This is a genomic window from Terrabacter sp. Root85, assembly GCF_001429185.1.
GTDB lineage: Bacteria > Actinomycetota > Actinomycetes > Actinomycetales > Dermatophilaceae > Terrabacter.
The window spans coordinates 196928-221951 of record NZ_LMIW01000010.1; the positions used below are offsets into that span (position 1 = coordinate 196928).

Here is a 25024-nt window from a genome sequence, read left to right on the forward strand (position 1 = left end):
CCCAGCCTCTCCAACCGTCGAAAGGCCACGAACCGGGCCGCCCCCGCAGGGCGAGAACCCGGTTCGTGGCGTTTGGACGGTTCAGCCCAGGAGGTCGGCCAGGTCGGTGTCACCCCGCCGGCGGCGCCCGCCGCGGATGTCATAGGAGTCGACGAGCAGCTCCGCGAGCTCAGCCCGGTCGAGGCGGTCGAGGCGCGCCCACACCGTGACGCGGTAGCGGAACGTGTCGATCCGCACGAACGTGTCGCGCCGGTCGGCGAGCGCCTGCTCGGTGTCCATCTCGCCGGTCCACACCTGGACGAGCTCGCGCCCGTCGTCGTCCCAGCGCAGACGAGCGAACGTATGCCGTCCGGCGTGCCAGGCGGGAGAGCCCTCGTGGGCGACCCCGAGCACCGCGCCGGGCAGGCGCCCGGCCAGCTCGTCCACGTCCGCCCACGTCGCCATCGCTCCTCCTCCCGAGCAGGCTAGACCGCAGAACGTGGCCTTTCGACGGGGCGGCACCCACGAAACGTGGCCTTTCGACGGGTGCGGACCCGCAGAACGTGGCCTCTCGACGGTTGAGAGGGGGTCCGTCAGTGGAAGGTGACGGAGCGGCCGGCCTGCATGGCGGCGTACGCGTCGGGGTCGGCCTCGAGGGCCGCGCGCCGCGCCCTGTGCCGGTAGCGCAGGATCTGCACGATCCCGAGCGCCCACACGGGGTACTGCACCGTCATCGCGACCCGGAACGCGTCGACGTCCCAGGTCGGCGGCCCGCCCGGAGCGACCCGGTCGAGGACGACGCCGACGAGGGCCACCGCCGTCAACGTCGCGATGAAGCCGCCGGTGTTGACGATGCCCGAGGCGCTGCCGATGCGGGTCGGCGGGTTGAACGTGCGCGCGAGGTCGAAGCCGATCATCGAGCCCGGACCGCCGATGGCGATGAGCACGACGAGGACGACGAGCATCCACAGCGGCGCGCGTCCGGGCCAGAGCAGGACCACCGTCCAGGCGGCGATCGCGGCGGCCACGATCCACAGCACGAGGGTGCTGCGCGAGAACGGGTAGCGCATCGTCAGCGTGCCGATGACAGGGCTCGACACGACCGTCGTCACGACCATGAGCATGAGCAGCACACTCGCCGTCGACGCCGAGACTCCTTGTCCTGCAACGAGGAACGGGAAGCCCCACAACATCGTGAACATGTTGGCGGCGAACTGCGACGTGAAGTGCGACCACAGCCCGAGCCGGGTGCCCGGCACGAGCCACGCCGCCCGCAGGGTGCGCGCGATGGCCCGCAGCCGCAGCTCGTCGCGGTGGTGGTCGACGTAGGGGCTGTCCTTGACGACGACGACGAGCGCGACCCCCGTGAGCACGCCGACCGACGCCGCGACGGCATACGACGGGGTCCAGCCGAAGTGGTCGAGCGCGGCCGCGAGCGGCCCGGCGGCGGCGAACGCCCCGAGCTGCCCGAGGACGCCGGTCAGCTGCGTCACCATCGGCGTGCGGCGCGGTGAGAACCACAGCGCGACGAGGCGCAGCACCGAGATGAACACCATGGCGTCGCCCATGCCGAGCAGCACCCGGCAGAGCAGGGCGGCGGGGAAGGCGTGGACGAACGCGAAGCCGAACTGGGCCACCGTCAGCAGGGTGAGCCCGACCCCGAGCATCCGCTTGCTGCCGTAGCGGTCGAGCAGCGCCCCGACCGGCAGCTGCATCGCCGCGTAGACGAAGACCTGGACGATCGTGAAGGTCGACAGCTGCGAGCTGCTGATGCCGAAGCGGTCGGCGGCCTCGAGACCGGCGACACCGAGCGAGGTGCGGTGGAAGACGGCGAGGACGTAGACCGAGATGGCGGCCGCCCACACCGCCCAGGCGCGGCGGCCGTCGAGCGGGTAACGCTGTCCGGGATGGGTCGTGCTCGTCATCCGGTGGGTCGTGCTCCTCAGTTGGCGCCGGTCATCGGGATGTTCTTCGCCGGGGCCTTGGGCACGCAGTCGACGATCGCCTTGGCGACGGTCTTGCTCATGTCGGGCTGGAAGACGCTCGGGATGATGTAGTTCGGGTTGAGCTGCTCGTCGGTGACGACCGAGGCGATGGCGTCGGCGGCCTTGATGAGCATCTCGGTCGTGACGTCGGTCGCCCGGGCGTCGAGCAGACCGCGGAAGACGCCGGGGAAGGCCAGCACGTTGTTGATCTGGTTCGGGTAGTCGCTGCGGCCCGAGGCCACGACGGTGGCGCGCTGCGTCGCCTCGTAGATGTCGACCTCGGGGTCGGGGTTGGCGAGCGCGAAGACGATGCGCTTCTCGGCCATCTCGTCGATCCACTCGGGCGCGAGGATGTGGGGTGCGCTCACGCCGATGAAGACGTCGGCGCCCTGGAGGCCGTCACGCAGCGTGCCGGTGAGGCCGCGCGGGTTGGTCTTCTCGGCGAGTTCGCGCCACGCCGGCGTCAGGGACTCGTCGTCCTGGTTGAGCAGGCCCGGACGGTCGGAGACGGTCACGTCGACCGCACCCGCGGCGAGCAGCAGCTGGACGATCGCCGAACCGGCCGCGCCGCCACCGGAGACGACGATGCGCGCGTCGGGCAGCTGCTTGTCGATGCAGCGCAGCGCGTTCTTCAGCGCGGCGAGCACGACGATGGCCGTGCCGTGCTGGTCGTCGTGGAAGACGGGGATCGACAGGCGCTCACGCAGCTTGGCCTCGATCTCGAAGCAGCGCGGGGCGGCGATGTCCTCGAGGTTGATGCCGCCGAAGCCGGGTGCGATGAGCTCGACGGTGCGCACGATCTCGTCGACGTCGGTCGTGTCGATGCAGATCGGCCACGCGTCGATGTCGGCGAAGCGCTTGAAGAGCGCCGCCTTGCCCTCCATGACCGGAAGCGCCGCCATCGGGCCGATGTTGCCGAGCCCGAGCACGGCCGAGCCATCCGTGACGACGGCGACCGAGTTGCCCTTGATCGTCAGGCGCGGCACGTCCTCGGGGTGCTCGAAGAGGGCCTGGCTCACGCGGCCGACGCCGGGCGTGTAGGCCATCGCGAGGTCCTGGCGGTTGCGCAGGTTGACCTTGGACTCGACGGAGATCTTGCCGCCGAGGTGCAGCAGGAAGACGCGGTCGGAGACCTTGTGGACGCGGACGCCCTCGAGCGTCTCCACGGCGTCGACGACCTCGGTCGAGTGCTCGGCGTTGCTGGCGGAGCAGGTGAGGTCGATGACGAGCCGGTCGGGGTGCGAGTCGACGATGTCGAGCGCCGTGGTGATGCCGCCGCTCTCGGCGACCTTCACCGCGAGGGCCCCGATGACCGCCGGGTCGGTGCCGGCGTGGATCCGCATCGTGATCGAGTAGGAGGCAGTGGTGGCGCGGGCACGTTGGATCGACTCAGTCACGCGCCCCATCGTCCCACGACCGGAGAAGCGACCCGGACCTCGTCCGAAGACCGATCAGTAACCTTTGTCCACCGCCGCGCGACGACGGTCGTATGCCGTCGCGCCGCCTTCCCGAGACGCCTCCGCAGCGCTCGCGCGCGTTCCACCGCGGAGGCGAGCACCCGGCATACGACAATGGGCCGGTGACGACAGACGGGGCGACACACGGCCCGACGCACGGGACGACGGACGGCAGGACCCCTGGCGGGGCGACCCTGACCCGGCCCGAGGGGCTGACGGGTGCCGAGGTGGCCGAGCGCGTCTCGCGTGGCGCCGTCAACGCGCTGACCGAGCGGACGTCGCGCTCGATCGGCGAGATCGTCCGGGCCAACGTGCTGACCCGCTTCAATGCGATCCTCGGCGCCCTCTTCGTCCTCGTCATGGTGACGGGGTCGTTCGCCGACGGGCTCTTCGGGATCGTCCTCGTCGTCAACTCCGCCATCGGCATCGTCCAGGAGTACCTCGCCAAGCGGAAGCTCGACCGGCTCGCGCTGCTCAACGCCCCGACGACGCGGGTCGTGCGCGACGGCGAGGTGCGGGTGGTGCCGACGACCGAGGTGGTGCAGGACGACCTCATCGAGCTGCGCACGGGCGACGAGGTGCCCGCCGACGGCACCCTCCTGGCGAGCGCCGGTCTCGAGCTCAACGAGGCGAACCTCACCGGCGAGTCCGATCCGGTGCCGCACGGCGAGGGCGACGACATCATGTCGGGCACGAGCGTCGTCGCGGGGTCGGGCCGCTACCACGCGAGCCAGGTCGGTGCCGACGCCTACGTCAACCGGATCGCCGCTGACGCAAGGAAGTTCACGCGCACGCGCTCGGAGATCCAGGACTCGATCAACACCCTGCTGACCTACATCACCTGGGTCATCGTCGGCGCCCTGCCCATCGCCATCTGGTCGCAGTGGCGCACCGTCGGCGACCAGGGCTGGCGCGAGGTCGTCCTCCGCTCGGCGGCGGGCGTCGTCGGCCTCGTGCCCGAGGGTCTCGTGCTCCTCACCTCGGTCGCGTTCCTGCTGTCGGCGGTGCAGCTGACGCGCCGCAACGTCCTCGTCCAGCAGCTCCCGGCCGTCGAGGGCCTCGCCCGGGTCGACGTCGTCTGCCTCGACAAGACGGGGACGTTGACCGCGGGCGAGATCGCCTTCGAGTACGCGCACACCCTCGACGGGCAGGACGCCGACGAGATCCGTTGCGCGCTGGGGGCGCTCGCCGACGACCCGAACGCCAACGGCACCCTGACCGCCGTGGCCGCGGTCATCGAGGCGCCCGGCTGGGAGCGCACGCAGACGATCCCGTTCAACTCCTCCCGCAAGTGGAGCGCGGCGTGCTTCGCCGAGCGCTCGACGTGGGTGCTCGGCGCGCCGGAGGTGCTGCTCGCCGCGGACCCGCAGCCGTCGCCGCCTGAGGTGCTCGAAACGATCCGGGCACGGGTCGCCGCGCTCGCGGACTCCGGGCGACGCGTCGTCCTGCTCGCCCGGAGCGAGGCGCACCTCACCGAGGCGACGCTGCCGGCCGACATCACCCCGGCCGCCCTCGTGACCCTCACCGAGCAGGTGCGCCCGGACGCCAAGGCGACGCTCGACTACTTCGCCGAGCAGGGGGTCGCCATCAAGGTCATCTCGGGCGACAACCCCGTCACCGTCGCCGCCGTGGCCCGGACCGTGGGGCTCGACGTCGGTGAGCCCGTCGACGCGCGCACCCTGCCCGACGACGAGGACGCCCTGAGGGAGGTCCTCGCGACGCACACGGTCTTCGGCCGGGTCACCCCCGAGCAGAAGCGCGCCTTCGTGCACGCGCTCCAGGCCGACGGTCACGTCGTGGCGATGACCGGAGACGGCGTCAACGACGCGCTCGCCCTCAAGGACGCCGACATCGGCGTGGCCATGGGCAACGGCGCCCAGGCCACCAAGGCGGTGGCCGAGCTCGTCCTGCTCGACGGGCGGTTCTCGCACCTGCCCGACGTGCTCGCCGAGGGACGCCGCGTCATCGGCAACGTCGAGCGCGTCGCCAACCTCTTCCTCGCCAAGAACGCGATGAGCCTCGTCGCCATCCTCGCTGCAGCGCTCATCGCCGTTCCCTTCCCGTTCCTGCCGCGCCACCTGACGCTCGTGTCGGCCGTGACCATCGGCATCCCGGCGTTCTTCCTCGCCCTCGGACCCAACAAGCGCCGCTACCTCTCCGGCTTCCTCGGACGCATCCTGCGTTTCGCCGTGCCGTCCGGCGCCGTCGCGGGCGTCGCCGTCATCACGTCCTACCTGCTCGCGGGCAGCAGCTACGGCGTGCCGCCGGACGAGTTCTCGACCCGGTGTGCCGTCGAGACCGGCGCGAAGACCGTCGCCGACGTCGCGTGCTGGCAGCCGGGCAGCGGAGCGACGATCACGCTCCTCACCGTCTTCTTCTGGATCCTCGTCGTGCTCGCCCGCCCCTTCCGGCTGTGGAAGGCCGTCCTCGTCGCGGCGATGGTCGGGCTCGCCGTCACGGCGTTCGTCTGGCCGTTCGCCGCCACCTTCTTCAACCTCGACGCGCCCCTGCCGCTCGTCTGGCAGTCGCTCGCGGTCGGTGCCGTCGGCGCGGGGCTGGTCGAGGTGATCTACCGGCTCTCGCCGTCGGTGCGCCAGGCCCACCACATGCGCGACTGACGCACCTGGGCGGATCGTCGCCGCCCTCCGCCCGCCGCCCTCCGCCCGCCCCGGCCGGTGAGCAGCGACCGGGCTCCGGTCCGCGACGCCCTACACTGGGAGCTGCACAGGGATCTGGCGTGACCTGTTGGGCGGGTAGGCACGCACCCGTTGTCGCGTACCCCGCGACCAGATCCGGAGCTGCTCACGTGTCACCCATCGACTCCTACCGCCACCTCTTCGGCCTCACCGGGCGCACCTACATCGTCGTCGCCTTCCTGGCTCGTATGCCGCTCGCGATGAGCCAGCTGGGCACCCTCCTGCTCGTGTCGTCCGCCACCGGCAGCTATGGCGCGGGCGGCTTCTGCGCCGGTGCCCTCGCCGTGGCCAACGCCGTCGGGGCGCCCTTCTGGGGTGCCCGGGCCGACCGGCTCGGCCAGCGCCGGGTCGTCGCCTTCCAGTCGCTCGCCGGGGCGGCCGGCCTCGTCGGCATCCTCCTCGTGGTCAACGCCGGACTCCCTTGGGGCGTGGCCGCGGTCGCCAGCGCGGTCGCGGGTCTCCTTCTGCCGCAGATCGGTCCGCTGGCCCGCGTGCGCTGGCGCCCCATCACCGCCGAGACCGGTGCCCGCCAGCACCGGCTCGTCGACGCCGCCTTCTCCTACGAGGGCGCGGCCGACGAGGCCTCCTTCGTGCTCGGCCCGGCGCTCGTCGGGCTCGGCGTCTCCGTCGCCAGCCCCACGGCGGCCTTGGCGCTGGCGGCCGCGGGCCTCGCCGTCTTCGGCACGTGGTTCGCCCTGCACGAGACCGCAGCGGTCACGCACGCCGCGACGTCGCGGACGACCGGCGCCGTCGGCCGGCTGATGACACCCGCCGTCGTCGTCCTGTGCGCCGCCCAGCTGCTCGTCGGCACCGTCTTCGGGTCGGTCCAGACCGGCACGTCCGTCCTCGCCACCGCTGCGGGCTCCCCCGGCCTCACGGGCTACTTCCACGCCCTGCTCGGCGTCGGCAGCGTCATCGCCGGTCTCGCCGTCGCAGGACTGCCCGCGCGGTTCGCGCTGTCGGCACGGCTGCGGTGGTTCGCCGTCGGCCTGCTCGCCCTCTCGGCGCCGCTCCTGCTCGTCGGGTCGCTGCCCGCTCTCGTCCCCGTCCTGCTCGTGCTCGGCCTCACGGTCGCGCCCTACATGATCACGACGTTCACCCTGGGCGAGCGCGTCACTCCGCCGTCACGCACCGGCGCCGCGATGACGGCCCTCGCCGCGGCCACCGGGCTCGGCTACGCGCTCGGAGCCGCGCTGGCCGGGCGCCTCGCCGACTGGGGCGGGCACACGCCGGCGTATGCCGTCACGGTCGGTGCCGGCGCCGCAGCCGTCCTCGTGTCGTGGGGATTCCGGCGGGTCCTCGAGCGCGCCCAGCCCCACGAGGCCGCGCCAGCGCCCGTCCCCTGAGCCGGGAACGGACCGGTGCGCGGTCGCACCACGAGTGCGCCCTCGACGTGCAGGTGCGCGGTGCACCGCGCACCCCTGCGGCGAGGGCACACCCCTGGCGCCAGCCAGCACCCCCGGCCACCCCGGCGCCGCGGCCCCCGATCCGGCGGCGCGTCAGCGGTCGAGGCGGAGGCGCATCGCGGGCCAGGCCGTCGGGGTGAAGCCGAGCTCCTCGTAGAGCCCTGCCCCCTCCCCCGTCGCGAAGAGCTCGACGACCGTCGCCTCCGTCTCGTCGCGCAACCAGTCGAGGACGCCCACGACGCACGCCCGGGCCAGCCCCTGCCGGCGCGCCCGAGGGTGGGTCGCGACGTTGTTGACGAGACCCCAGACACCGTTCGGGTTGACCGGCGAGGGGGTCTCGAAGCGGAGCCCCGCCATCGCCCCGGCCACGACCTCACCGTCGGCGTCCTCGGCGACGACCACGCAGGCACGTCCGCCGTCGAGCTCCCGCTCGAACCACGTGGTGGCCGCCTGCTGCCAGCCCGGGTCGTCGACGCCCGGCACGCCCATCGCCGAGAACATCAGCGCCCGCAGCCCGACCACGACCACAGCATCGGCGGCGGTCGCCCGCCGGGTCGTCCAGGCGGTCACCGGAACGCACCACCGGTGAACGCGGGGGCGAGCGGCACGTCGGTGGCGGCATACGTCGTCTCGACGGCACGCGCCAGGCGCAGCGCGACCTCGGCGAGCTCGGGCAGCGCCCGACCGGCCGCCGCGGTGCGCAGGAAGCGGAGCACGCGGTCGGGCATGCGCGGCATCGGCTTGACCGGGTTGACCCGCTGCGGCTCCCCGTCGACGAGTCCGGCCAGGCACCAGCTGCCGGCGAGCCAGGCCCAGGCCTCCGTCGCGAGGTCGAGGTCGTGGTCGAAGTCGGAACCCAGCACCTCGGGCCACTCCACCGCCACGGCGTCCCGCCATCGCCCCAGTGCCACCTCCGCGGCAGACGTCTCGAGCGACCAGGCGCACCAGCACGTCGGCCACGGCACCCTGAGGTAGGCCGCGTCCCAGACGATCGGTCGCCACAAGGCGAACTCGAAGTCGAGCAGGACGAGGCGGGTGTCGCGGACGAGGTTGTTGTCGGGGCACATGTCGGCTGCGGACAGACTGCAGGCGTCGACCCGGAAACGTTCCGGCACGCTCGCGAGCACGTCGAACGTCCCGTCAGGCACAGCGACGTCGAGGGCAGCGGCGAGGCGGTTCCACACCGAGACGGCCTCGGCGAGATGTGCCGGCAGGTAGTCGACGTCGACCGGCTCCGACGAGCGGGCCAGCACACCGGCCTCGAAGGTGTCGCGCACCTGGTGCCCGGCCCGGTGCAGACCGGCCACCGCTGTGGCCCACCCGGACAGCGTGGCCGCGGCCCGGTCGGCGTCGTCACCGAGGAGCGCGTCGGCCAGGTGCGTGCCGTCCCCGAGGTCGCCCATGACGACGAGGCGCGGGTCGCTGGACTCGGCCACGAGCGTCGGCGTCTGAGCGACCCCGGTCAGCGCCTCGAGCGCGGACGCCTCGCGGGCATACGCCTCCCGCCCCTCCTCGCTGAGGTAGCGCTTGACCACGAACGAGCGGCCCGACGGGTCGACGGTTCGCACGACGAGCGTGCGACGACTGCCGGGGAAGGGCTGACCCACCGCTCGCAGCGGGCCCCCGAGGAGGCGGGCCGCGACGGCCAGCGTCTCGGCCAGGACGTCCTGGTCCACGTCTGCCGGGGTCGCGCTCACCGGGTCACTGTGCCAGATCGACGACGGCCCGGGCTCTGCCGGGGATTGTCGACAAAAGCCCCACGACCCACCATTCCAAAACTTCTCGGCACAAATTTGTCGAAAGTCCGTACACGTGGCTACAGGTTCATTACTGTCACACCTGTAACACCCCCACGGCTGGCACGCACCCCCCCATCCGCACCAGCCTCGAAGGAGCCCGTCCTGCGCGCGCAGGTGGGCTCCTTCGTCATTCCCGGGAGTATGCCGTCCCGCGGGCCATGGGGCTCGGCGCCGTCGCGTGTCGGGGCACGGAGAAGGCCCCGCCTCCTGCGACGAACGCAGGTGACGGGGCCTCGAGCCGAGCCGCTTATCGGAATCGAACCGATGACCTATTCATTACGAGTGAATCGCTCTGGCCGACTGAGCTAAAGCGGCTGGTCGTGAGGGCCGCGACGAGCGCGACCGGACACGGAGGTTGAGTATACGCACGACCCCTGCCGGAGAAAAATCGTGTCCCGAGAAGGCCTTCGGCACGTCGTCACCGGCCGCGCCCGTGCCGTTCGCGACCCTCGGGAATGCCGCGCCGACCCCGTGGCCTTGACCTCCAGGAGACCGCGTAAACCCCCACCGGCCACTCCCCCAGGAAGGACCACGATGACCGAGTCGAACGCCTCGACCCCGACCATGCGCGCCATGACCTACGACACCTACGGCGGACCCGAGGTGCTCGCCCTCACCGAGCAGCCGCGCCCCAAGGTCGGGCCCGGAGAGGTGCTCGTGCGAGTGCGGTCGGCGTCGGTCAACCCCGTCGACTGGAAGCTCATGTCGGGCGGCCTCGACGCCGTCATGGACGTGCGGTTCCCCGTCGTCCCGGGATGGGACGTGTCCGGGGTCGTCGAGGCCGTCGGCTTCGACACCCCTGAGTTCTCGCCCGGCGACGAGGTGCTGGCCTACGCCCGCAAGGACTACGTCCACGGCGGCACCTTCGCCGAGCTCGTCAACGTGCCGGTGCGCGCCGTCGCCGCCAAGCCCGCGTCGATGTCGTGGGACGAGGCGGCCGGCCTGCCGCTCGCAGGCCTCACCGCCCTGCGCCTGCTGACGCGCCTCGAGGTCGGCGAGGGCGACACCGTGCTCGTGCACGCAGCGGCCGGTGGCGTCGGCTCGCTCGCGGTGCAGATCGCCCGGTCGCTCGGTGCCCGCGTCATCGGGACGGCGTCGGAGCGCAACCACGACCGCCTGCGCGAGCTCGGTGCCGAGCCGGTGACCTACGGCGACGGCGTGGTCGAGCGCGTCCGCGCGCTGGCTCCTGACGGCGTGGACGCCGTCGCGGACTTCGTGGGCGACGTGCTCGACGTGACGACGGCCGTGCTCGCCGACGGTGGACGCCACGCCTCGATCGCCGATGGGTCGGTCACCGAGGCCGGCGGCCACTACGTCTGGGTGCGGCCGGACGGCGCCGAGCTGGCCCGCCTGACCGCGCTCTTCGAGGGAGGCACGCTGACGGTGCCGGTCGCGCAGACCTTCCCGCTCGAGGATCTGGCGGACGCCTTCCGGCTCAACCAGGAGGGGCACACCGCCGGCAAGATCGTGGTCCGGGTCTCGACCGACTGACCGAGCCGGCACACGCCATCACGACGTCGAGGGGCACTCTCCGCGTCGGAGAGTGCCCCTCGACGTATGGTCCTGGGCCCTGCGGCGTCAGGCGTCGCAGAGCTCGCCGTTGCGGGGCGCGAGCCCCTGCACGATGTAGTCGTCGACGATCCCGTCGGCGCAGTCGTTGCCGTTGGCGTAGACCCCGTGGCCGTCCGCGTCGACGAGCACGAGGCGCGACCCGAAGATGCCGTGACCCATCTCGCGCGTGCCGTCTGGAGGGGTCGTCAGGTCGCGCTCGTTGGCGAGGACGAGGACCGGCGAGGTGGCGTCCACGGTGAGGATGAGGTTGGTGCGCTGGGTGCCCACCCAACCCTCGCAGGAGTCCGTCGCCACGCCGTGGAGGTGCGCGTAGACCGGGTGCTCGTCGAGGACGGAGGCACTCGGCTCCATCTGCGACGTCGCGTCGAGCGGCCAGTCCGCGCAGTGGATCGGCAGGTGGCTCGCCTCGTAGCCACCGACGTACGACCCGTCGTCGTCGCGCATGACCGTGTCCATCGCGGCCCACACGAGGTCGGTGCCGTCACCGTCCTCGAGCGCCCCGTGGAGCGCATCCTCGACGTCCTCCCACGAGTCCGGATAGAGGAGCACCGAGTTGACGGCCGTCACGGCCCAGCCCTCGGTGAGGCGCGGGATGCCCTGTGCGTCGCTCGGGAGCGGCTTGCGGTCGAGCCGGTCGAGGAAGGCGAGGAGCCGGGTGCGTGCCGTGTCGACGTCGTCACCGAGAGCACAGTCACCCTGGTCGACGCAGTCCTCCAGGAAGGCGTCGAGCCCGTCCTCCACCGTCGCGGCCTCCTCCTCGGCCCAACCGTCGACGTCGCCCTGCGACGCCGAGTCCGCCGCGACGTAGTCGGGCGAGACGGCCGAGTCGATGACCATGAGCCCGATCCGGTCGGGGAACTGGGCGCCGTAGAGCGCCCCGATGAGCGTGCCGTAGCTGATGCCGTAGTAGTTGAGATGGGCGTCGCCGACGGCATCGCGCATGACGTCGAGGTCGCGCGCCACCTGCTCGGAGCCCATGTTGCGGGCGAGCGCACCGCCTCGGGTCAGGCAGCCCTGGAGCCGAGCGGTCCGTGACGAGGCGGCGGCCGCCTTCTCGGCCTGGGTGTCCGGGGTGGGGTCGGCGGCGTACATCGCGTCGAGGTCCTTGCTGCGCAGGCAGGCGAAGCCGCCCGACTCGCCGATGCCGCGCGGGTCGAAGCCGACGACGTCCCAGACCTCGCGGACGTCGTCGGAGAAGAAGTCCCGGGCCTCCATCGCGAACTCGAGGCCGGAGGCGCCGGGACCACCCGGGTTGATGAAGAGCGTGCCCTTGCGTGCCACGGGGTTGCCGGCCGGAACCTTGCGCAGGGCGATCTCGACCGTCTCACCGCGAGGGGCCAGGTAGTCGACGGGGACGCGCACCGTGCCGCACCGGTCGTCGGCTGAGCCCCGGCCGTCGCCCGTGACGTCGCAGGGGCGCCAGCTGATCGTCTGGTCGTAGAAGACGTCGAGACCCTGGGCGGGCTTCGACGTCGGTGTCCCGAGCTCGACTCGGTCACGCGGCGGCGCGTCGCCGTCCGCCCCGGCGGGCAGGTGCGAATCCGTGCCCGACGACCCTGGCTCCGGGGAGGCCGGCGAGCCGGCGGCGACCGCGCCACCGGGCACCGTCTCACCCGGCCCGTGGGCCGGGCTCGCGGCGAGCAGAACGAGTGCCGCGAGGACCGCGACGGAGACGAGGGAAGCGAGCAGTCGGCTCAGCAGGTCGTGCCGTCGGCCGGCGCCGTTCCCCTGAGCAGGTACCCGTCCACGGCGGAGTCCACGCACGAGTTGCCAGCGTAGTAGGTGCCGTGCCCGTCGTGGTCCGAAGTGAGCAGAATGCCCGAGGCGAGGTCCTTGGCGAGCTGCTTCGTGCCGCCGATGGGCGTCGCGGGGTCACGCTCGTTGCCGATGACGAGGATCGGGTCGGCGCCGGCCGCGAGCGTCGCTCCCTTGGGAGTGCGCCCAGCCGTCGGCCACGTGCGGCAGTTGTCGTAGAGCTCACCGGTCATCCGGGCCCACAGCGGGTGCGCGGCCTTCGCCTTCTTCTGATCCGCCGCCAGGGTGGGGTCGGCCGTCGACCGTGGCCAGTCCGCACACCGCACCGGGATCATCGCCTGCAGGTAGGTGCTCGGCGCGTAGTCGCCGCCGATGCCGCGCTCCACGACCGACATTCCCTTGGCGAGGAGGATGTCGCCCTTCCCGGTGAACGCCTGCGCGAGCCCCTTGTCGAGCGTCGGCCAGGACTGGTCCGAGTAGAGGCACATGAAGATCGCAAAGCCGACCCAGCCCTCGCCGATCCGGGTCAGACCCGGCTTGGTCGTCGTCAGGCCGTTCTTCTCGACGCTGTCGAGCAGGTCGACGATCTTCTGGCGGGCGCCGGCCTTGTCGCTGCCGAGTGCGCAGTCGGGCCGGCCGACGCACCAGTCGATGAAGGCGTCGATCGAGGACTCGAAGCCCTGGATGTCGTAGGTCATCTCCTGCTGCTCGGTCTGGTTCGGCGACATCGCTGAGTCGAGCACCATCCGGCCGACCTTCCTCGGGAAGGTGTCGGCGTAGATCGCGCCGAGGAACGTGCCGTAGGAGCCGCCGAAGAAGTTGAGCTTCTCGTCGCCGAGGAGCACCCGCAAGACGTCCATGTCGCGGGCCACCTCGGTCGTGCTCATGTGCATCGCCCGGTCGCCGCCGCGCGCCGCGCAGCGCTTCGTCACCCCGTCGACGTCGGCGAGCAGCGTCCAACGCTCGGCCGCCGAGTCGGGTGTCGGGTCGGCGCTGAAGAGCAGGTCCATGTCGGAGTTGCTCAGGCACCGCACGGGGCTCGACGCCCCGATCCCCCGCGGGTCGAAGCCGACGATGTCGTATGCCGCTCGCACCCCGGGAGAGAAGACGAACGACGAGTACTGGGCGTACTCCACCCCGGAGCCGCCGGGCCCCCCGGGGTTGATGACGAGCGAGCCGAGCCGCTTGGACGGCTGGGTCGCCGGGGCCTTGCGCAGCGCCAGGGTGAAGCGGTCGCCGGTCGGCTTGGCGTAGTCGACGGGCACCTCCATCGTGGCGCACTGGTGCTTGGCGTTGTCGGCGCACGGCGACCAGCCGAGCTGCTGGGTGTAGAAGGGCGCGAGGGCGGCCGGATAGTCCGCCGTGACGGTGCTGTTCGGCGCCGGCGTCGCGGGCGCCGGGTCCGTGGCGCTCGGTGCCGGCGAGCCCGACGCCGGTGCCGTGACCCGGGGCTGGGCGACGGTCGGCGGGTTGCCGATGCGCCAGACGGCGAGGACCAGGGCTGCGACGACGGCCACCACGGCGACGGCCGCGAGCACCGGTCGCACCGACGACCGGCGCGGCCGGCCCGTCCCGGAGCCCCCAGAGCCCCAGGCCCCTCCAGAGCCCCGGGCCCCTCCGGATCCCCAGGACCCGCCGGGCCCGCCCGCGTCACCGCTCCGGGCACCCGGCGCGGGCGCCGGGTAGGAGGGCGGCAGGGCGGCATACCCCGTCGGTGCGTCCGGAAGGTCGTCGGGACGCGGGTCCTCGTTCAGCACTTGAGTCCGTCCTTGGGCACGCGCCCCTGCACGTAGTAGGCGTCGATGGCGCTGTCGACGCACGTGTTGCTCCGACCGTAGGCGGTGTGGCCGTCGCCGTCGTAGGACACGAGCACGGCGTTGTCGAGCTGGTCACGCAGCCGCTTGGACCACTCGTAGATCGTGGCGGGGTCGCGCGTCGTGCCGACGACGACGATCGGGTCGCTGCCGGGGGCCGCCACCGTGTGCGGGCCCACGGCGGACTTCACCGGCCACACGCCGCAGGGCAGGGCGCCCCACGCGAGGTTGGCGCCCCACGTCGGCGCCTTGGCCGAGAAGTCCTTGGCGTAGGTCTCGTAGGCGGACACGTCGGGGCTGTCCGGTCGGTCGAGGCAGTTGACGGCGTAGATCGACTCCATGAGGTTGCCGTCGTAGCCGCCACCCGGACGTCGGCCTGCGTAGGCGTCGGCCAGCTGCATGAGGGACTGGCCGTTGCCGGACTTGGCCTCCCGGAGGGCGTCGGTGAGGAAGCCCCACGAGCCCTGGTCGTAGAGCGCGACGGCGACGCCGAGGCGGGCCCAGCCCTCGGTGAGCAAGGGGGCGCTGGGGTCGCCGGTCGGCAGGGGCTGGCGGTCGACCTGGCGGAAGAAGTCGTCGAGGCCCTTGAGTGCGGCCTGCGGGGTCGAGCCGAGGGGGCACTCCTCGGTGACGCAGTCCTCGACGTAGGCCTGCGTCGCGATCTGGAAGCCCCGGGCCTGGCCCTCGCCGAGCTCGGCGCTCGTCAGGTCGGGCGGCACGACGCCGTCGAGGACGACACGGCCGACGCGCTGCGGGAAGAGGTCGGCGTACGTCGAGCCGAGGAACGTGCCGTAGGACTTGCCGAGATAGTTCAGCTGGGTGTCGCCGACCGCGGCCCTGAGGATGTCCATGTCGCGGGCGGCGTCGGCGGTCGAGAGGTGCTTGACGAGGTCGGGGTTGTCCTGCTGGCAGCCGTCGGCCATGGCCTTGGCCTGCGTGAGGAGCGCCTGCTCCTCGGTGGCGTCGTCGGGCGTCGGGTCGGCCGCGAGGAAGCGGTCGAGGTCCTTGTCGTCGAGGCAGTCGATCGGGTCGGAGCTCGCGACGCCGCGCGGGTCGAAGCCGACGAGGTCGTAGTAGCGGCGCACCTCGGGGCCGCCGATCGTCTCGGCTCCACCGCGGACGTAGTCGATCCCCGACGCGCCCGGGCCGCCGGGGTTGACGAGCAGCGAGCCCAGGCGCTTGGCCTGGTCGCGGGCCTTGACCCGGGCGACCTTGATCGTCAGGTCCTTGGACGGGTCCGGGGCCGCGTGGTCGAGCGGGACCCGCAGGTCGGCGCACTCGAGGTCGCCGCACTTCTTCCAGTCGAGCTTCTGGGTGTAGTAGGGGGCGAGCGCCGCGCTCGGCGCCGCCGTGGCCGGCGGGAGACCGGTCTTCGAGGTGGGCCCGACCGGTGGCTCGCTCGTCGTGCAGGCCGCAGCAGCCAGCACCAGCGCCAGGGTCGCCACGGTGGTGGTGAGGGCGCGGGAGATGGCGGCAGGGCGTGTCGTCATGCCCGAAACCGTAACCGGTCGACCTGTAGGCGGCCGCCACGGACGACAGGTCGTGACCGCATCGAGGCCGTATGCCGTGTCGCCCGACCCGTCGGCCGCGCGGGCTGCCGCACGGGGCGGCTCGCGGGCCCGCCGGGCGCTCCCCCGCCACGCATGAAGAACCTCACACCGACGCCGCGCGCGAGTGGGTCAGATGCCGAGGTCGCGCGGGACCCGGAGCTGCAGGGCCATCGCCTCGAGCGCGAGCAGCGGCGACACGTTGGCGTTGATGCGGTCGCGGGCCTCGTTGATGGCGTCCATGGCGGCGAGCAGCTGCTCGGGGCCGAAGACGCCGGCGAGCGCGCGCACCTTGTCGACGGCGTCGGGGTTGACGAGGTCGACGTCGGATCGCAGGCGCAGCACGAGCGCGTCGCGGTAGATCGAGGTGAGGTCGATGAGGGCCCGGTCGACGACGTCGCGGGCCGATCGGGTGGCGCGCGTCTTCTGCTCGCGCTCGAGCGCGGCGACCTGCGAGCGGATGTGGGGCGGCTGGGTGCGCGCCGTCGGGTCGGCGCCGAGCGTCTCCATGAGGTGCGCCCGCTCGGCGGCGTCGCGCTCGGCGCTCGAGGCGGTCGACTCCTCGTCGGCGATCTGGGCGAGGTCGGCGGCCGCGCCGATGGCGTCACCGACCCCGAGGATCTTCGTGGCCATGGCGATGACGTCACGACGGCGGATGCGGGCCTGCTCGTCGCGAGCCAGCCGGCGCGCGAGGCCGACGTGCGACTGGGCGGCGCGAGCGGCATACAACGCCATGGCGGGGTCGACCCCGTCGCGTCGCTGGAGCAGCTCGGCGACGGCCTCGACCGGGGGTGTGCGCAGACGGACGTGTCGCGACCGCGAGCGGATCGTGACGATGACGTCCTCGAGGCTCGGCGCGCAGAGCATCCAGACGGTGCGCGGCGTCGGCTCCTCGAGGGCCTTGAGCAGCGCGTCGGCCGGGGCGTCTGTGTAGGCGGTGAGACGGTCGGCGTCCTCGATGATGATGATGCGCCAGCGGCCGACCGACGGGCGCAGCGCGGCCTCCTGGACGAGCGCCCGGGCCTCGGCGACCTTGATCGACAGGCCCTCGGTGGCGACGACCTTGACGTCCGCGTGGCTGCCGTCGAGGGCCGTGCGGCACTCGCGACACTGACCGCAGCCACCGTCGGGGCACTGGAGGGCGGCGGCGAAGGCGCGGGCTGCGGTCGAGCGACCCGAGCCCGGCGGACCGGTGAAGAGCCACGCGTGCGTCATCGCCGACTCGTCGCTCACGGCTCGAGAGAGCGTCTCGATCGTGGGCTCCTGGCCGACGAGGTCGGCCCAGACGGTCATCGGCGGCCCGCCATGACGCGGTCGACGCCGTCGACGACGCCGCCGTGGAGCCGCTCGACCGACTCGGTCGCGTCGAGGACGAGGTAGCGCTCGGGGTCGGCCGCGGCGAGCTCGAGGTAGCCGCGGCGGACCGCGGCGTGGAAGGCGTCGGCCTCGGACTCGAGCCGGTCGTGCACGGTGCCGCGACGCGCGCGACCCACCTCGGGCGAGACGTCGAGGACGATGGTCAGGTCGGGCAGCAGGCCGCCGACGGCCCAGTGCTGCAGGGCGGTGATCTCGTCGCGGCCGAGCTCGCGGCCGGCCCCCTGGTAGGTGATCGAGCTGTCGACGTAGCGGTCGGTGATGACGACGGCACCGCGCACCAGCGCCGGCTTGATGAGCTGGTCGACGTGGTGGGCCTTGTCGGCCGCGAAGAGGAGCGCCTCGGCGCGCGCCGCGACGTGGTCGCCGTGCAGCACGAGCTCGCGGATCTGCGCGCCGAGCGGGGTGCCTCCGGGCTGGCGGGTCACGACGACCTCGCGCCCTTGCTGCTCGAGCGCCTCGGTGAGCAGGCGCACCTGGGTCGACTTGCCCGCACCGTCGCCGCCCTCGAAACAGACGAAGAGCCCGGGGGCGGTGCCCTGTCGATGGGTCGCGGCCGCGAGGTTCTCCGTCACGCCCCGACCCTATGCCAGCGTCCGGACACCAGCCCCGCGTCCCCGATCCCTCACACCGCAACACACCGAGAAGGTCACAACCCACCGCGATCGGATCGCGGTGGGTTGTGACCTGCACGGTGTGTTGCGCGGTGGAACGGGCGCCCACGTCTCAGCGACGGGCGACCAGGGCCTCGGCGATCTGGACGGCGTTGAGGGCCGCGCCCTTGCGGAGGTTGTCGCCGACGACGAAGAGGACGAGCCCCTTGCCCTCGGGCGCCGCCTGGTCCGCGCGCACGCGGCCGACGAAGACCTCGTCCCGACCGGCGGCCTCGAGCGGGTTGGGCACGTCGGTGACGATGACGCCCGGGGCGTTCTTGAGCAGGTCGAGCGCCTCCTCGGGCGAGATGTCCTCGGCGAACTCGGCGTGGATCGCGAGGCTGTGCCCCGTGAAGACGGGGACGCGCACGCACGTGCCCGAGACCCGGAGGTCGGGGGCGTGCAGGATCTTGCGCGACTCGTTGCGCAGCTTCTGCTCCTCGTCGGTCTCGAGCGAGCCGTCTTCGACGATGGACCCCGCGAGGGGCACGACGTTGAAGCCGACCGGGACGGCATACAGCTGCGCCTCGGGGACGGCCACCGCGCGCCCGTCGAGGGCGAGCCCGGTGGGGTCGCCCGCGGCATACGCACCCTTGAGCTGGCGGTCGAGCTCCTGGACGCCCACGCCGCCGGAGCCGCTCACGGCCTGGTAGCTCGAGACGTGCAGGCGCACGAGGCCCGCCCTGTCGTGGAGCGGCTTGAGGACCGGCATCGCGGCCATCGTCGTGCAGTTGGGGTTGGCGACGATGCCCTTGGGGATGTCGTCGAGGTCGGCGGCGTTGACCTCGGAGACGACGAGCGGGACCTCGGGGTCCTTGCGCCAGGCGCTCGAGTTGTCGACGACGGTCGCGCCGGCGGCGGCCACCTTCGGCGCCAGCTCTCGGCTCGCGGCGCCGCCGTTGGAGAAGAGGGCTATGTCGATGCCGGCGAAGTCGGCCGTCGCCGAGTCCTCGACCGTGACGTCCTCGCCCTTGAACGGGAGCGTCGTGCCGGCCGAGCGCGCGGACGCGAAGAACCGCACCTGCGTGACCGGGAAGTCCCGCTCCTCGAGAAGGGCGCGCATGACGCCGCCCACCTGACCCGTTGCACCGAAGACACCAACTCGCATGGCCCAAGGTTACGGCGGGCGGCGACCGGGCACCGGGCCCCGTTCAACTGGTGGGCGCCCGGACCTCGCGGGCTGGGAGGTGGCTGTGATTCCCCCGTTCCACCCACCTGCCCTGCGGAGTGGGAGCACCCTCGACAGGGGGCCACAGTCCCTCTCGGGGGCCACAGGAACACATCTTCAAGGGAGAGTCGTATGAGCCGACTCAGCATTCGGGCCACCTGCGCGATGGCCGCCGTCGCACCACTTCTCGTCGTCAGTGCCGTGTCCGCCGGTGCCGGCGGCAGGGGAGCCGTCACGTTCACCGACAACCAGCACTCGGTCGTCGACGTGTTCCACGACATGAACCCGTGCACCGGGGACCCGGGCACGGTCAGTGCCGTGGAGAACCAGATCTTCCACGGCACCATCAACAAGACCGGCTCGTGGTTCACGGGCACGGTCGAGGGCAAGTTCACGTTCACGCCGGACGACCCGTCGAAGATCACCTACACGGGACACTTCGCCACGTGGTTCGGCGACGAGAACAACCTGCGCAACGGCGTGGAGCACAGCACGTTCAACGTCAACGCGACGGGCACGGACGGGTCCCACCTGCAGTTCCACGACAACGCCCAGGCCACGCTCAACGCGAACGGCACCGTGACGGTCTCGTTCGACCACATGTCCTGCGCCTGAGCGGGTGCGTCGCGCACCACCGGGCACAGCGGCACACCGGGCCCATCGGGCCGGGCGGCGCAGCGGTCGCCCGGCCCGGTGGGCCCCCGGCGTCACTCGCGGTGGCGGTCGGCGTTGGCGTGGATGGCGTCGCGGACGTATGCCGCGAGCCCGGGTGCGAGGTCCTCGTACGTCTTCGTGAAGCGGGGGTCGGCGACGTACATGTCGGCGAGCCCGCGGTGGAAGGTGTGGTCGAGGTCGTAGAAGCGGTCGTCGATGTGTCGGCGGTGCTGCTCGGCGGCGTCCATGGCCGCCTCGCTCGTCGCGGGCGCGCCGGAGTGCAGGGCTGCGACGAAGGCGGCGTTGACGGCGTCGGCCTCCTGCTTGACCTGCTCCCAGTCGGCCTTCGTGTAGCGCTTGGTGCGCGAGCGCGACTGCTTCCAGGCGTCGGTCTCACCCCAGCGCTCCTGGGCCTCCTGCTCGTACTCGTCCGTGAAGCCGTCGCCGAAGAGGTCCTTGAGGTCCTCGGTCGAGGCGGGCTGGTCGTTCATCGCTCTCTCCAGTGCTCGGTCGATGGCCGAGACGAGCTCGCGCAGCTCGTCCAGCCGGGTCATGACGGTGGCGCGCTGCCGGCGCAGGTGGTCGGCTGCGTCCTCATTGCCGCGCAGCAGGGTCGCGATCTCGTCGAGCGGCATCTCGAGCCGTCGGTAGACCACGACCTGCTGCAGGCGCGTGAGGTCCTCGTCGGTGTAGAGCCGGTAACCCGCCCGCGAGCGCTCGCTCGGGACGAGCAGCCCGATCTCGTCGTAGTGGTGCAGTGTGCGCACCGTCACGTCGAGGAGCTCGGCGACCTGCCCCACCGTCCAGGTGGTCATCTCCTGCGTCCTTCCGGTCATGGGATCGAGCGTGACGCCTCACGCGACGTGAGGGTCAAGCCCATTGAAGCGCCGATGGGCGCGGAAAGTGCCGGGAGGTGCTGAGGTGCCGGGAGGCGCCGGACGTCCCGGGTGGCGCCGTCGGGCGTGCGGCCTACTCTCGATACGTGGAGCTCGAGGTCCGTCACCTGCGCGTCGTCGCGGTGGTCGCGCAGCAGGGCAGCATCCCTGCCGCCGCGGCTGCTCTCGGGGTGTCCCCGGCGACCCTGGGGTCCGAGGTCGGCCGCATCGAGCGCGCCCTCGGCTGCGCGCTGTTCCGGCCGAGCGGTGACCGGGTCGCGTGCACCGCGATCGGCGAGCGCGTCGTGTCGCGGGCCCGCACCGTCCTCGACGAGGTGGCGGCGCTGCGTGAGGACGTGCGCACGCACCGCGCGAGCGACGCCCCACTGCGCATCACGTCGGACTCGATGCGCTACTTCACGTCGTTCGTCAGCGCCGCCTACGCGACGGACATGAGCCGGCCGCTCATGCCGGTGCCCCCGCTGGCCGGAGGCACGACGACCGAGGCGATCAGTGACGGCCGGGTCGACGTCGCGGTCGTCATCGCGCTCGTCGCCGACCGGCGCGAGGAGCGGGCGCGGTCGATGATCGGCGAGCGCGTCATCGTCGAGCGCGAGCCGCTGCTCGTCGCACTGTCGGCGTCGCATCCGCTGGCGGCGCAGCGGTGCGTCGACATCAGGGAGCTCGCCGGCGAGGACTGGATCCTGCCGCCGACCGAGGTCGACCCCGGGTCCGAGGCGACGAGCACCGTGCTCGCCCGCCTCGGCGTCACCCTCCGCTCGTCCTACGGACCGCACGACCTCGGGCCGCTGTGGCCGGCGGTCGTCGCCGGCCGGGCCGTGTCCTTCGCCGTGCCCACGGCGTCCGCGCCGCCGGGCGGGGTGCTGCGGCCGCTCTGCGACCAGCCGATCACGGCCCGACGCCTGCTCCGTTGGCGGCTGGGGGCGCTCGACGACGAGGACGTCGAGCGGTGCGTGCGCGCGGCGGGCTCGGCCTACCGGGAGCAGCTGACCCACACGGCGCAGACCCAGGGCTGGTGGCCGACGGCGCGCTCCGACGAGAAGCCGATCCTCGCGCCCTGACCGGCCGCGACCTCCGACCGGTGGGCGCCGCGACCCTAGAGTGAGCGCGTGCACCGTCGCCTCGCCCTCGTCCGTCGACCCTCCCCTCGTCTCGCGGACGGGATCGTGACGCACATCGAGCGCTCGGCATCCGTCGACGGCGAGCTGGCCCTGCGGCAGTGGCAGGAGTACGTCGACGTGCTCCGTCGTCGAGGCTGGTCGGTCGTCGAGGCACCTCCGGTCGACGACTGCCCCGACGGCGTCTTCATCGAGGACCAGGTCGTCGTGCACGGCGACGTCGCGGTGCTGTGCCGCTCCGGCGCCCCCGGACGCCGCGGCGAGCGCGCGGGGGTGGGCGAGGCCGTCGAGGCACACGGCTACCGGGTCGTCGAGGTCGAGGAGCCCGGCACGCTCGACGGTGGGGACGTGCTCAAGCACGGGCACGTCGTGTGGGTCGGTGTCGGCGGCCGCACGAACCTCGCCGGCATCGAGCAGCTGCGGCGTGCGTGGGAGGGCCATCGCGTCGAGGTGGTGGCGGTGCCCGTGTCGAAGGTCCTGCACCTCAAGTCGGCAGTCACCGCGCTGCCCGACGGGACCGTCCTGGGCTACCCGCCGCTCGTCGACGACGTGAGCACGTGGCCCCGGTTCCTCGCTGTGCCAGAGGAGTCCGGCGCCCACGTCGTGCTGCTCGGTGGCATGTCGGTGCTCATGTCGGCGTCCGCGCCGCGCACCGCGCAGCTGCTCGCCGCCCGTGGTCACGACGTGACGACCGTCGACATCTCCGAGTTCGAGAAGCTCGAGGGCTGCGTCACCTGCCTGTCGGTGCGCCTGCGGGGATAGACCCGTAGCGGCGCCACCCTGTTAGGGTCGCTAACTGGATGAGCAATCTCCCGAGCGACTGAGGTGATCGACATGCCCGGATCCACCACCACGCCGGCGGCCGCCCTGACCAGCAGCGACCAGGTGCGTCGCGTGGCCGTCATCGCCGCCGAGATCTTCTGCGTGGTCGGCACACTCGTCGGCGTCGGCGTCCTCGGCACGCGCGTCGAGGAGTCCTCGGGAGGAGCCCTGGCCGCGACCGCGACCCTCATCGCGCCCGCCGGCCCGGCCTTCTTGATCTGGACCCCGATCTACCTCGGCCTCCTCGCGTATGCCGTGTGGCAGGCCCTGCCTGCCAACGCCGTCCGCGAGCGGGTGCGCAGCACCGGGTGGCTCGCCGCTGCGTCGATGGTGCTCAACGCGACGTGGCTCCTCGTCACGCAGCAGGGCTGGATCTGGGCGAGCGTCGTCGTCATCGTCGTGCTCGCGCTGACCCTCGGCGTCCTCCTGCGCCGCCTGACCCGTGAGCCCGCCAGGTCGACGTGGGAGCAGGTCATCCTCGACGGCACGTTCGGCCTCTACCTCGGCTGGGTCGCCGTCGCCACGTGCGCCAACATCACTGCGGCACTGGTGGACTCGGGCGTGGACCTCGGCGCCACCGCCAACCAGGCGGCGGCGGGGGTCGTCCTGGCCGTCGCGGCCGGACTCGGCATCGTCTTCGCCCGTCGCCTCGGTGGCCGCTGGTCGATCGCCGCCGCGATGGCCTGGGGGCTCGCCTGGATCGCCGTCGGCCGCCTCGGGGACGAGCCGAGCTCCGTCGTGACCGGCATCGCGGCGGTCGTCGCCGCCGTGGTCGTCGTCGTCGCCGCCCGGCGCTGGCACACCCGACGGCCGGCGACGCCGGAGACGTCGCGACGGCTGCACACCGTCTGACGGGCCTCGGCGCCGCGCCGTCGGAACGGCGTGTCGCGACGGTCCCGCGGCGCGTCGCGAACCGGCCGGGTGCCCGCCTCGGATACGGCCCTCGCAGCCACCCCGCGACCGACCCGTGAGGTCTACGCTGCGACGGGGGCCGGACTCGAGCAGTGGGGTGATCCTTCGTGGACGCTGACGTCGTCATCGTCGGGGCAGGGCTGGCAGGGCTGCGGTGCGCGCGACGACTGACCGAGCTCGGTCACGAGGTCGTCGTCCTCGAGTCGAGCGACGGGGTCGGCGGGCGCATCCGCACCGACGTCGTCGACGGCTTCCGCTGCGATCGTGGCTTCCAGGTGCTCAACCCCGCCTACCCGGCGGTGCGACGGTGGGTCGACGTGTCGACGCTCGATCTCAAGCCCTTCGGCTCCGGCGTGCTGGTCAGACGCACGAACGGCCTGCAGGTGCTCGCCGACCCGATGCGCGAGCCACGCCTGCTCGCCCAGACGATGCGCAGCGGCTACCTTCACCCGCGCGAGCTCGCGGGCGTCACACGGTGGACTGCACGCGTCATGGCTGACCCGAAAACCGTTCTGGCCCAGAAGGACTCGACCCTCGCCGAGTCTCTCGACGAGGCCGGCGTCACGGGTCGGCTGCGCCGAGAGGTGCTCGACCCCTTCCTCGCCGGCGTCCTCGTCGACAGCCACGGCGGCTCGTCGGCCAACTTCACGAAGCTGCTCGTGCGGATGTTCGCGCTGGGCCGCCCGGCCGTCCCGGCGACGGGCATGCAGGCGCTGCCCGAGCAGGTCGCGAAGCCGCTCGGCGACCGCGTGCGGCTGAACAGCCACGTCGAGTCGATCACGCCCGTGCCCGGGGGCGTGGACGTCATGGTCGACGGTCAGTGCCTGAGGGCCCGCAGCGCCGTCGTCGCCACCGACCCGATCGGCGCGGCCACCCTCACCACCTTGCCCGAGCCGCCGACCAAGGGCCTCGTCACGTGGTGGTTCGACGCACCGGAGCCGCCCCACTCCCTACCGCTCGTGGCCGTCGACGGACGCCGCCACGACTCCGTCCCGCCCGGCCCGGTGTGGAACACCGCCGTCATGACGGCCGCGGCCCCGAGCTATGCCCCGCCGACGAAGCACCTCGTCGAGGCGACGTGCCTGCTCGACCGTCCCGACGGCGACGCGTCCGAGGCCGACGTCCTGCGCCACGTCGGCGAGATCTACGGCTGCGACACGACGGACTGGCGCGTCGTGACACGACACCGCGTCGACGCGGCGCTGCCCGCCATGACACCGCCGCTCGAGGTGCGGTCACCGGTCACGCTCGGCGACGGCGTCTTCGTCTGCGGCGACCACCGCGACACCGCGTCGATCCAGGGCGCGCTCGTCTCCGGCCAGCGCGCGGCCGAGGCGGTCAACGCGCACCTCTGACGCGGCACGCCCCCCAGCGCGAGAAGAAAGTTCGCGGCAGGTGCATCCCTGCCCGGCACGTC

Annotated in this window: 20 protein-coding genes and 1 tRNA gene; 8 read left to right on the plus strand and 13 right to left on the minus strand. The window is 72.5% G+C overall.

Annotation, left to right across the window (positions count from 1 at the left end):
- Positions 1-81: 81 nt before the first annotated feature.
- From ASE25_RS15270 to ASE25_RS15280, 3 genes are all read right to left on the minus strand, one after another.
- Positions 82-444 carry an MmcQ/YjbR family DNA-binding protein gene (locus ASE25_RS15270; RefSeq protein ID WP_056826486.1) on the minus strand — a complete coding sequence of 121 codons (363 nt, stop codon included), beginning with the start codon at positions 442-444 and terminating at the stop codon, positions 82-84.
- 128 nt (positions 445-572) lie between these two features.
- Positions 573-1904, minus strand: a complete 1332-nt coding sequence (locus ASE25_RS15275) for a nitrate/nitrite transporter (protein ID WP_056826487.1) — start codon at positions 1902-1904, stop codon at positions 573-575.
- A 17-nt stretch (positions 1905-1921) separates the two neighbouring features.
- Positions 1922-3370, minus strand: a complete 1449-nt coding sequence (locus tag ASE25_RS15280; RefSeq protein WP_056826488.1) for an NAD-dependent malic enzyme — start codon at positions 3368-3370, stop codon at positions 1922-1924.
- Between the two features lie 173 nt (positions 3371-3543).
- Between ASE25_RS15280 and ASE25_RS15285 the strand changes: the two genes are divergently transcribed.
- Together ASE25_RS15285 and ASE25_RS15290 are read left to right on the plus strand one after the other, a co-directional pair.
- Positions 3544-6039 (plus strand): HAD-IC family P-type ATPase, encoded by a 2496-nt coding sequence (locus ASE25_RS15285; protein WP_056826661.1) that lies wholly within the window; start codon positions 3544-3546, stop codon positions 6037-6039.
- 188 nt (positions 6040-6227) lie between these two features.
- Positions 6228-7463 (plus strand): hypothetical protein, encoded by a 1236-nt coding sequence (locus ASE25_RS15290; protein WP_056826489.1) that lies wholly within the window; start codon positions 6228-6230, stop codon positions 7461-7463.
- 153 nt (positions 7464-7616) lie between these two features.
- On the opposite strand, the gene ASE25_RS15295 is transcribed toward ASE25_RS15290, so the two are convergent.
- The 3 genes from ASE25_RS15295 to ASE25_RS15305 all read right to left on the minus strand — a co-directional run bounded on the left by ASE25_RS15295 (position 7617) and on the right by ASE25_RS15305 (position 9637).
- Positions 7617-8093: a GNAT family N-acetyltransferase gene (locus ASE25_RS15295; protein ID WP_056773702.1), complete on the minus strand. Its 477-nt coding sequence runs from the start codon at positions 8091-8093 to the stop codon at positions 7617-7619.
- Positions 8090-9220 carry a hypothetical protein gene (locus tag ASE25_RS15300; RefSeq protein ID WP_056826490.1) on the minus strand — a complete coding sequence of 377 codons (1131 nt, stop codon included), beginning with the start codon at positions 9218-9220 and terminating at the stop codon, positions 8090-8092. Before ASE25_RS15300 ends, ASE25_RS15295 begins: the two co-directional genes overlap by 4 nt.
- A 343-nt stretch (positions 9221-9563) precedes the next feature.
- Positions 9564-9637, minus strand: a tRNA-Thr gene (locus ASE25_RS15305).
- Between the two features lie 249 nt (positions 9638-9886).
- Here ASE25_RS15305 and ASE25_RS15310 point away from each other — a divergent pair.
- A complete protein-coding gene (locus ASE25_RS15310) occupies positions 9887-10813 on the plus strand; it encodes an NADP-dependent oxidoreductase (protein WP_200959145.1) in 927 nt (308 codons plus the stop codon).
- A gap of 87 nt (positions 10814-10900) precedes the next feature.
- Here ASE25_RS15310 and ASE25_RS15315 read toward each other — a convergent pair whose 3' ends face one another.
- From ASE25_RS15315 to ASE25_RS15340, 6 genes are all read right to left on the minus strand, one after another.
- Positions 10901-12658 carry an alpha/beta hydrolase gene (locus ASE25_RS15315; RefSeq protein ID WP_056826491.1) on the minus strand — a complete coding sequence of 586 codons (1758 nt, stop codon included), beginning with the start codon at positions 12656-12658 and terminating at the stop codon, positions 10901-10903.
- Complete coding sequence (locus ASE25_RS15320) at positions 12589-14406, minus strand: alpha/beta hydrolase (protein ID WP_056826492.1); 1818 nt, start codon at positions 14404-14406, stop codon at positions 12589-12591. The genes ASE25_RS15315 and ASE25_RS15320 overlap by 70 nt, the downstream gene beginning before the upstream one ends.
- Entirely contained in the window at positions 14400-15953 is a 1554-nt protein-coding gene (locus tag ASE25_RS15325) for an alpha/beta hydrolase (RefSeq protein ID WP_056826493.1), read from the minus strand. The genes ASE25_RS15320 and ASE25_RS15325 overlap by 7 nt, the downstream gene beginning before the upstream one ends.
- Positions 15954-16142: 189 nt before the next feature.
- Complete coding sequence (locus ASE25_RS15330; RefSeq protein WP_056773724.1) at positions 16143-17303, minus strand: DNA polymerase III subunit delta'; 1161 nt, start codon at positions 17301-17303, stop codon at positions 16143-16145.
- Positions 17300-17959, minus strand: a complete 660-nt coding sequence (gene tmk, locus ASE25_RS15335) for a dTMP kinase (protein WP_056773727.1) — start codon at positions 17957-17959, stop codon at positions 17300-17302. The genes ASE25_RS15330 and tmk overlap by 4 nt, the downstream gene beginning before the upstream one ends.
- Positions 17960-18110: 151 nt before the next feature.
- A complete protein-coding gene (locus tag ASE25_RS15340; RefSeq protein WP_056826494.1) occupies positions 18111-19145 on the minus strand; it encodes an aspartate-semialdehyde dehydrogenase in 1035 nt (344 codons plus the stop codon).
- A 192-nt stretch (positions 19146-19337) separates the two neighbouring features.
- On the opposite strand from ASE25_RS15340, the gene ASE25_RS15345 reads away from it, so the two are divergent.
- Positions 19338-19820 carry a hypothetical protein gene (locus ASE25_RS15345; RefSeq protein ID WP_156415485.1) on the plus strand — a complete coding sequence of 161 codons (483 nt, stop codon included), beginning with the start codon at positions 19338-19340 and terminating at the stop codon, positions 19818-19820.
- Between the two features lie 92 nt (positions 19821-19912).
- Here the strand turns inward: ASE25_RS15345 and ASE25_RS15350 are convergent, their stop codons facing one another.
- Entirely contained in the window at positions 19913-20674 is a 762-nt protein-coding gene (locus ASE25_RS15350; protein WP_056826495.1) for a MerR family transcriptional regulator, read from the minus strand.
- A gap of 167 nt (positions 20675-20841) precedes the next feature.
- Between ASE25_RS15350 and ASE25_RS15355 the strand changes: the two genes are divergently transcribed.
- The 4 genes from ASE25_RS15355 to ASE25_RS15370 all read left to right on the plus strand — a co-directional run bounded on the left by ASE25_RS15355 (position 20842) and on the right by ASE25_RS15370 (position 24962).
- Positions 20842-21816: a LysR family transcriptional regulator gene (locus ASE25_RS15355; protein WP_056773742.1), complete on the plus strand. Its 975-nt coding sequence runs from the start codon at positions 20842-20844 to the stop codon at positions 21814-21816.
- 48 nt (positions 21817-21864) lie between these two features.
- Positions 21865-22635: a dimethylargininase gene (gene ddaH / locus ASE25_RS15360; RefSeq protein ID WP_056826496.1), complete on the plus strand. Its 771-nt coding sequence runs from the start codon at positions 21865-21867 to the stop codon at positions 22633-22635.
- Between the two features lie 72 nt (positions 22636-22707).
- Positions 22708-23547, plus strand: coding sequence for a TspO/MBR family protein (locus ASE25_RS15365; RefSeq protein WP_056826663.1), 840 nt, complete (start codon positions 22708-22710; stop codon positions 23545-23547).
- Positions 23548-23714: 167 nt separating this feature from the next.
- Positions 23715-24962: an NAD(P)/FAD-dependent oxidoreductase gene (locus tag ASE25_RS15370; RefSeq protein WP_056826497.1), complete on the plus strand. Its 1248-nt coding sequence runs from the start codon at positions 23715-23717 to the stop codon at positions 24960-24962.
- Positions 24963-25024: the final 62 nt, after the last annotated feature.

What these genes read in the sequence shown, in the direction of transcription:
- ASE25_RS15270 (WP_056826486.1), bottom strand. Translation starts at nt 444, where the DNA reads ATGGCGACGTGGGCGGACGTGGACGAGCTGGCCGGGCGCCTGCCCGGC.
- ASE25_RS15325 (WP_056826493.1), bottom strand. Translation starts at nt 15,953, where the DNA reads ATGACGACACGCCCTGCCGCCATCTCCCGCGCCCTCACCACCACCGTG.
- ASE25_RS15280 (WP_056826488.1), bottom strand. Translation starts at nt 3,370, where the DNA reads ATGGGGCGCGTGACTGAGTCGATCCAACGTGCCCGCGCCACCACTGCC.
- ASE25_RS15275 (WP_056826487.1), bottom strand. Translation starts at nt 1,904, where the DNA reads ATGACGAGCACGACCCATCCCGGACAGCGTTACCCGCTCGACGGCCGC.
- ASE25_RS15365 (WP_056826663.1), top strand. Translation starts at nt 22,708, where the DNA reads ATGCCCGGATCCACCACCACGCCGGCGGCCGCCCTGACCAGCAGCGAC.
- ASE25_RS15340 (WP_056826494.1), bottom strand. Translation starts at nt 19,145, where the DNA reads ATGCGAGTTGGTGTCTTCGGTGCAACGGGTCAGGTGGGCGGCGTCATG.
- ASE25_RS15345 (WP_156415485.1), top strand. Translation starts at nt 19,338, where the DNA reads ATGAGCCGACTCAGCATTCGGGCCACCTGCGCGATGGCCGCCGTCGCA.
- ASE25_RS15310 (WP_200959145.1), top strand. Translation starts at nt 9,887, where the DNA reads ATGCGCGCCATGACCTACGACACCTACGGCGGACCCGAGGTGCTCGCC.
- ASE25_RS15350 (WP_056826495.1), bottom strand. Translation starts at nt 20,674, where the DNA reads ATGACCACCTGGACGGTGGGGCAGGTCGCCGAGCTCCTCGACGTGACG.
- ASE25_RS15330 (WP_056773724.1), bottom strand. Translation starts at nt 17,303, where the DNA reads ATGACCGTCTGGGCCGACCTCGTCGGCCAGGAGCCCACGATCGAGACG.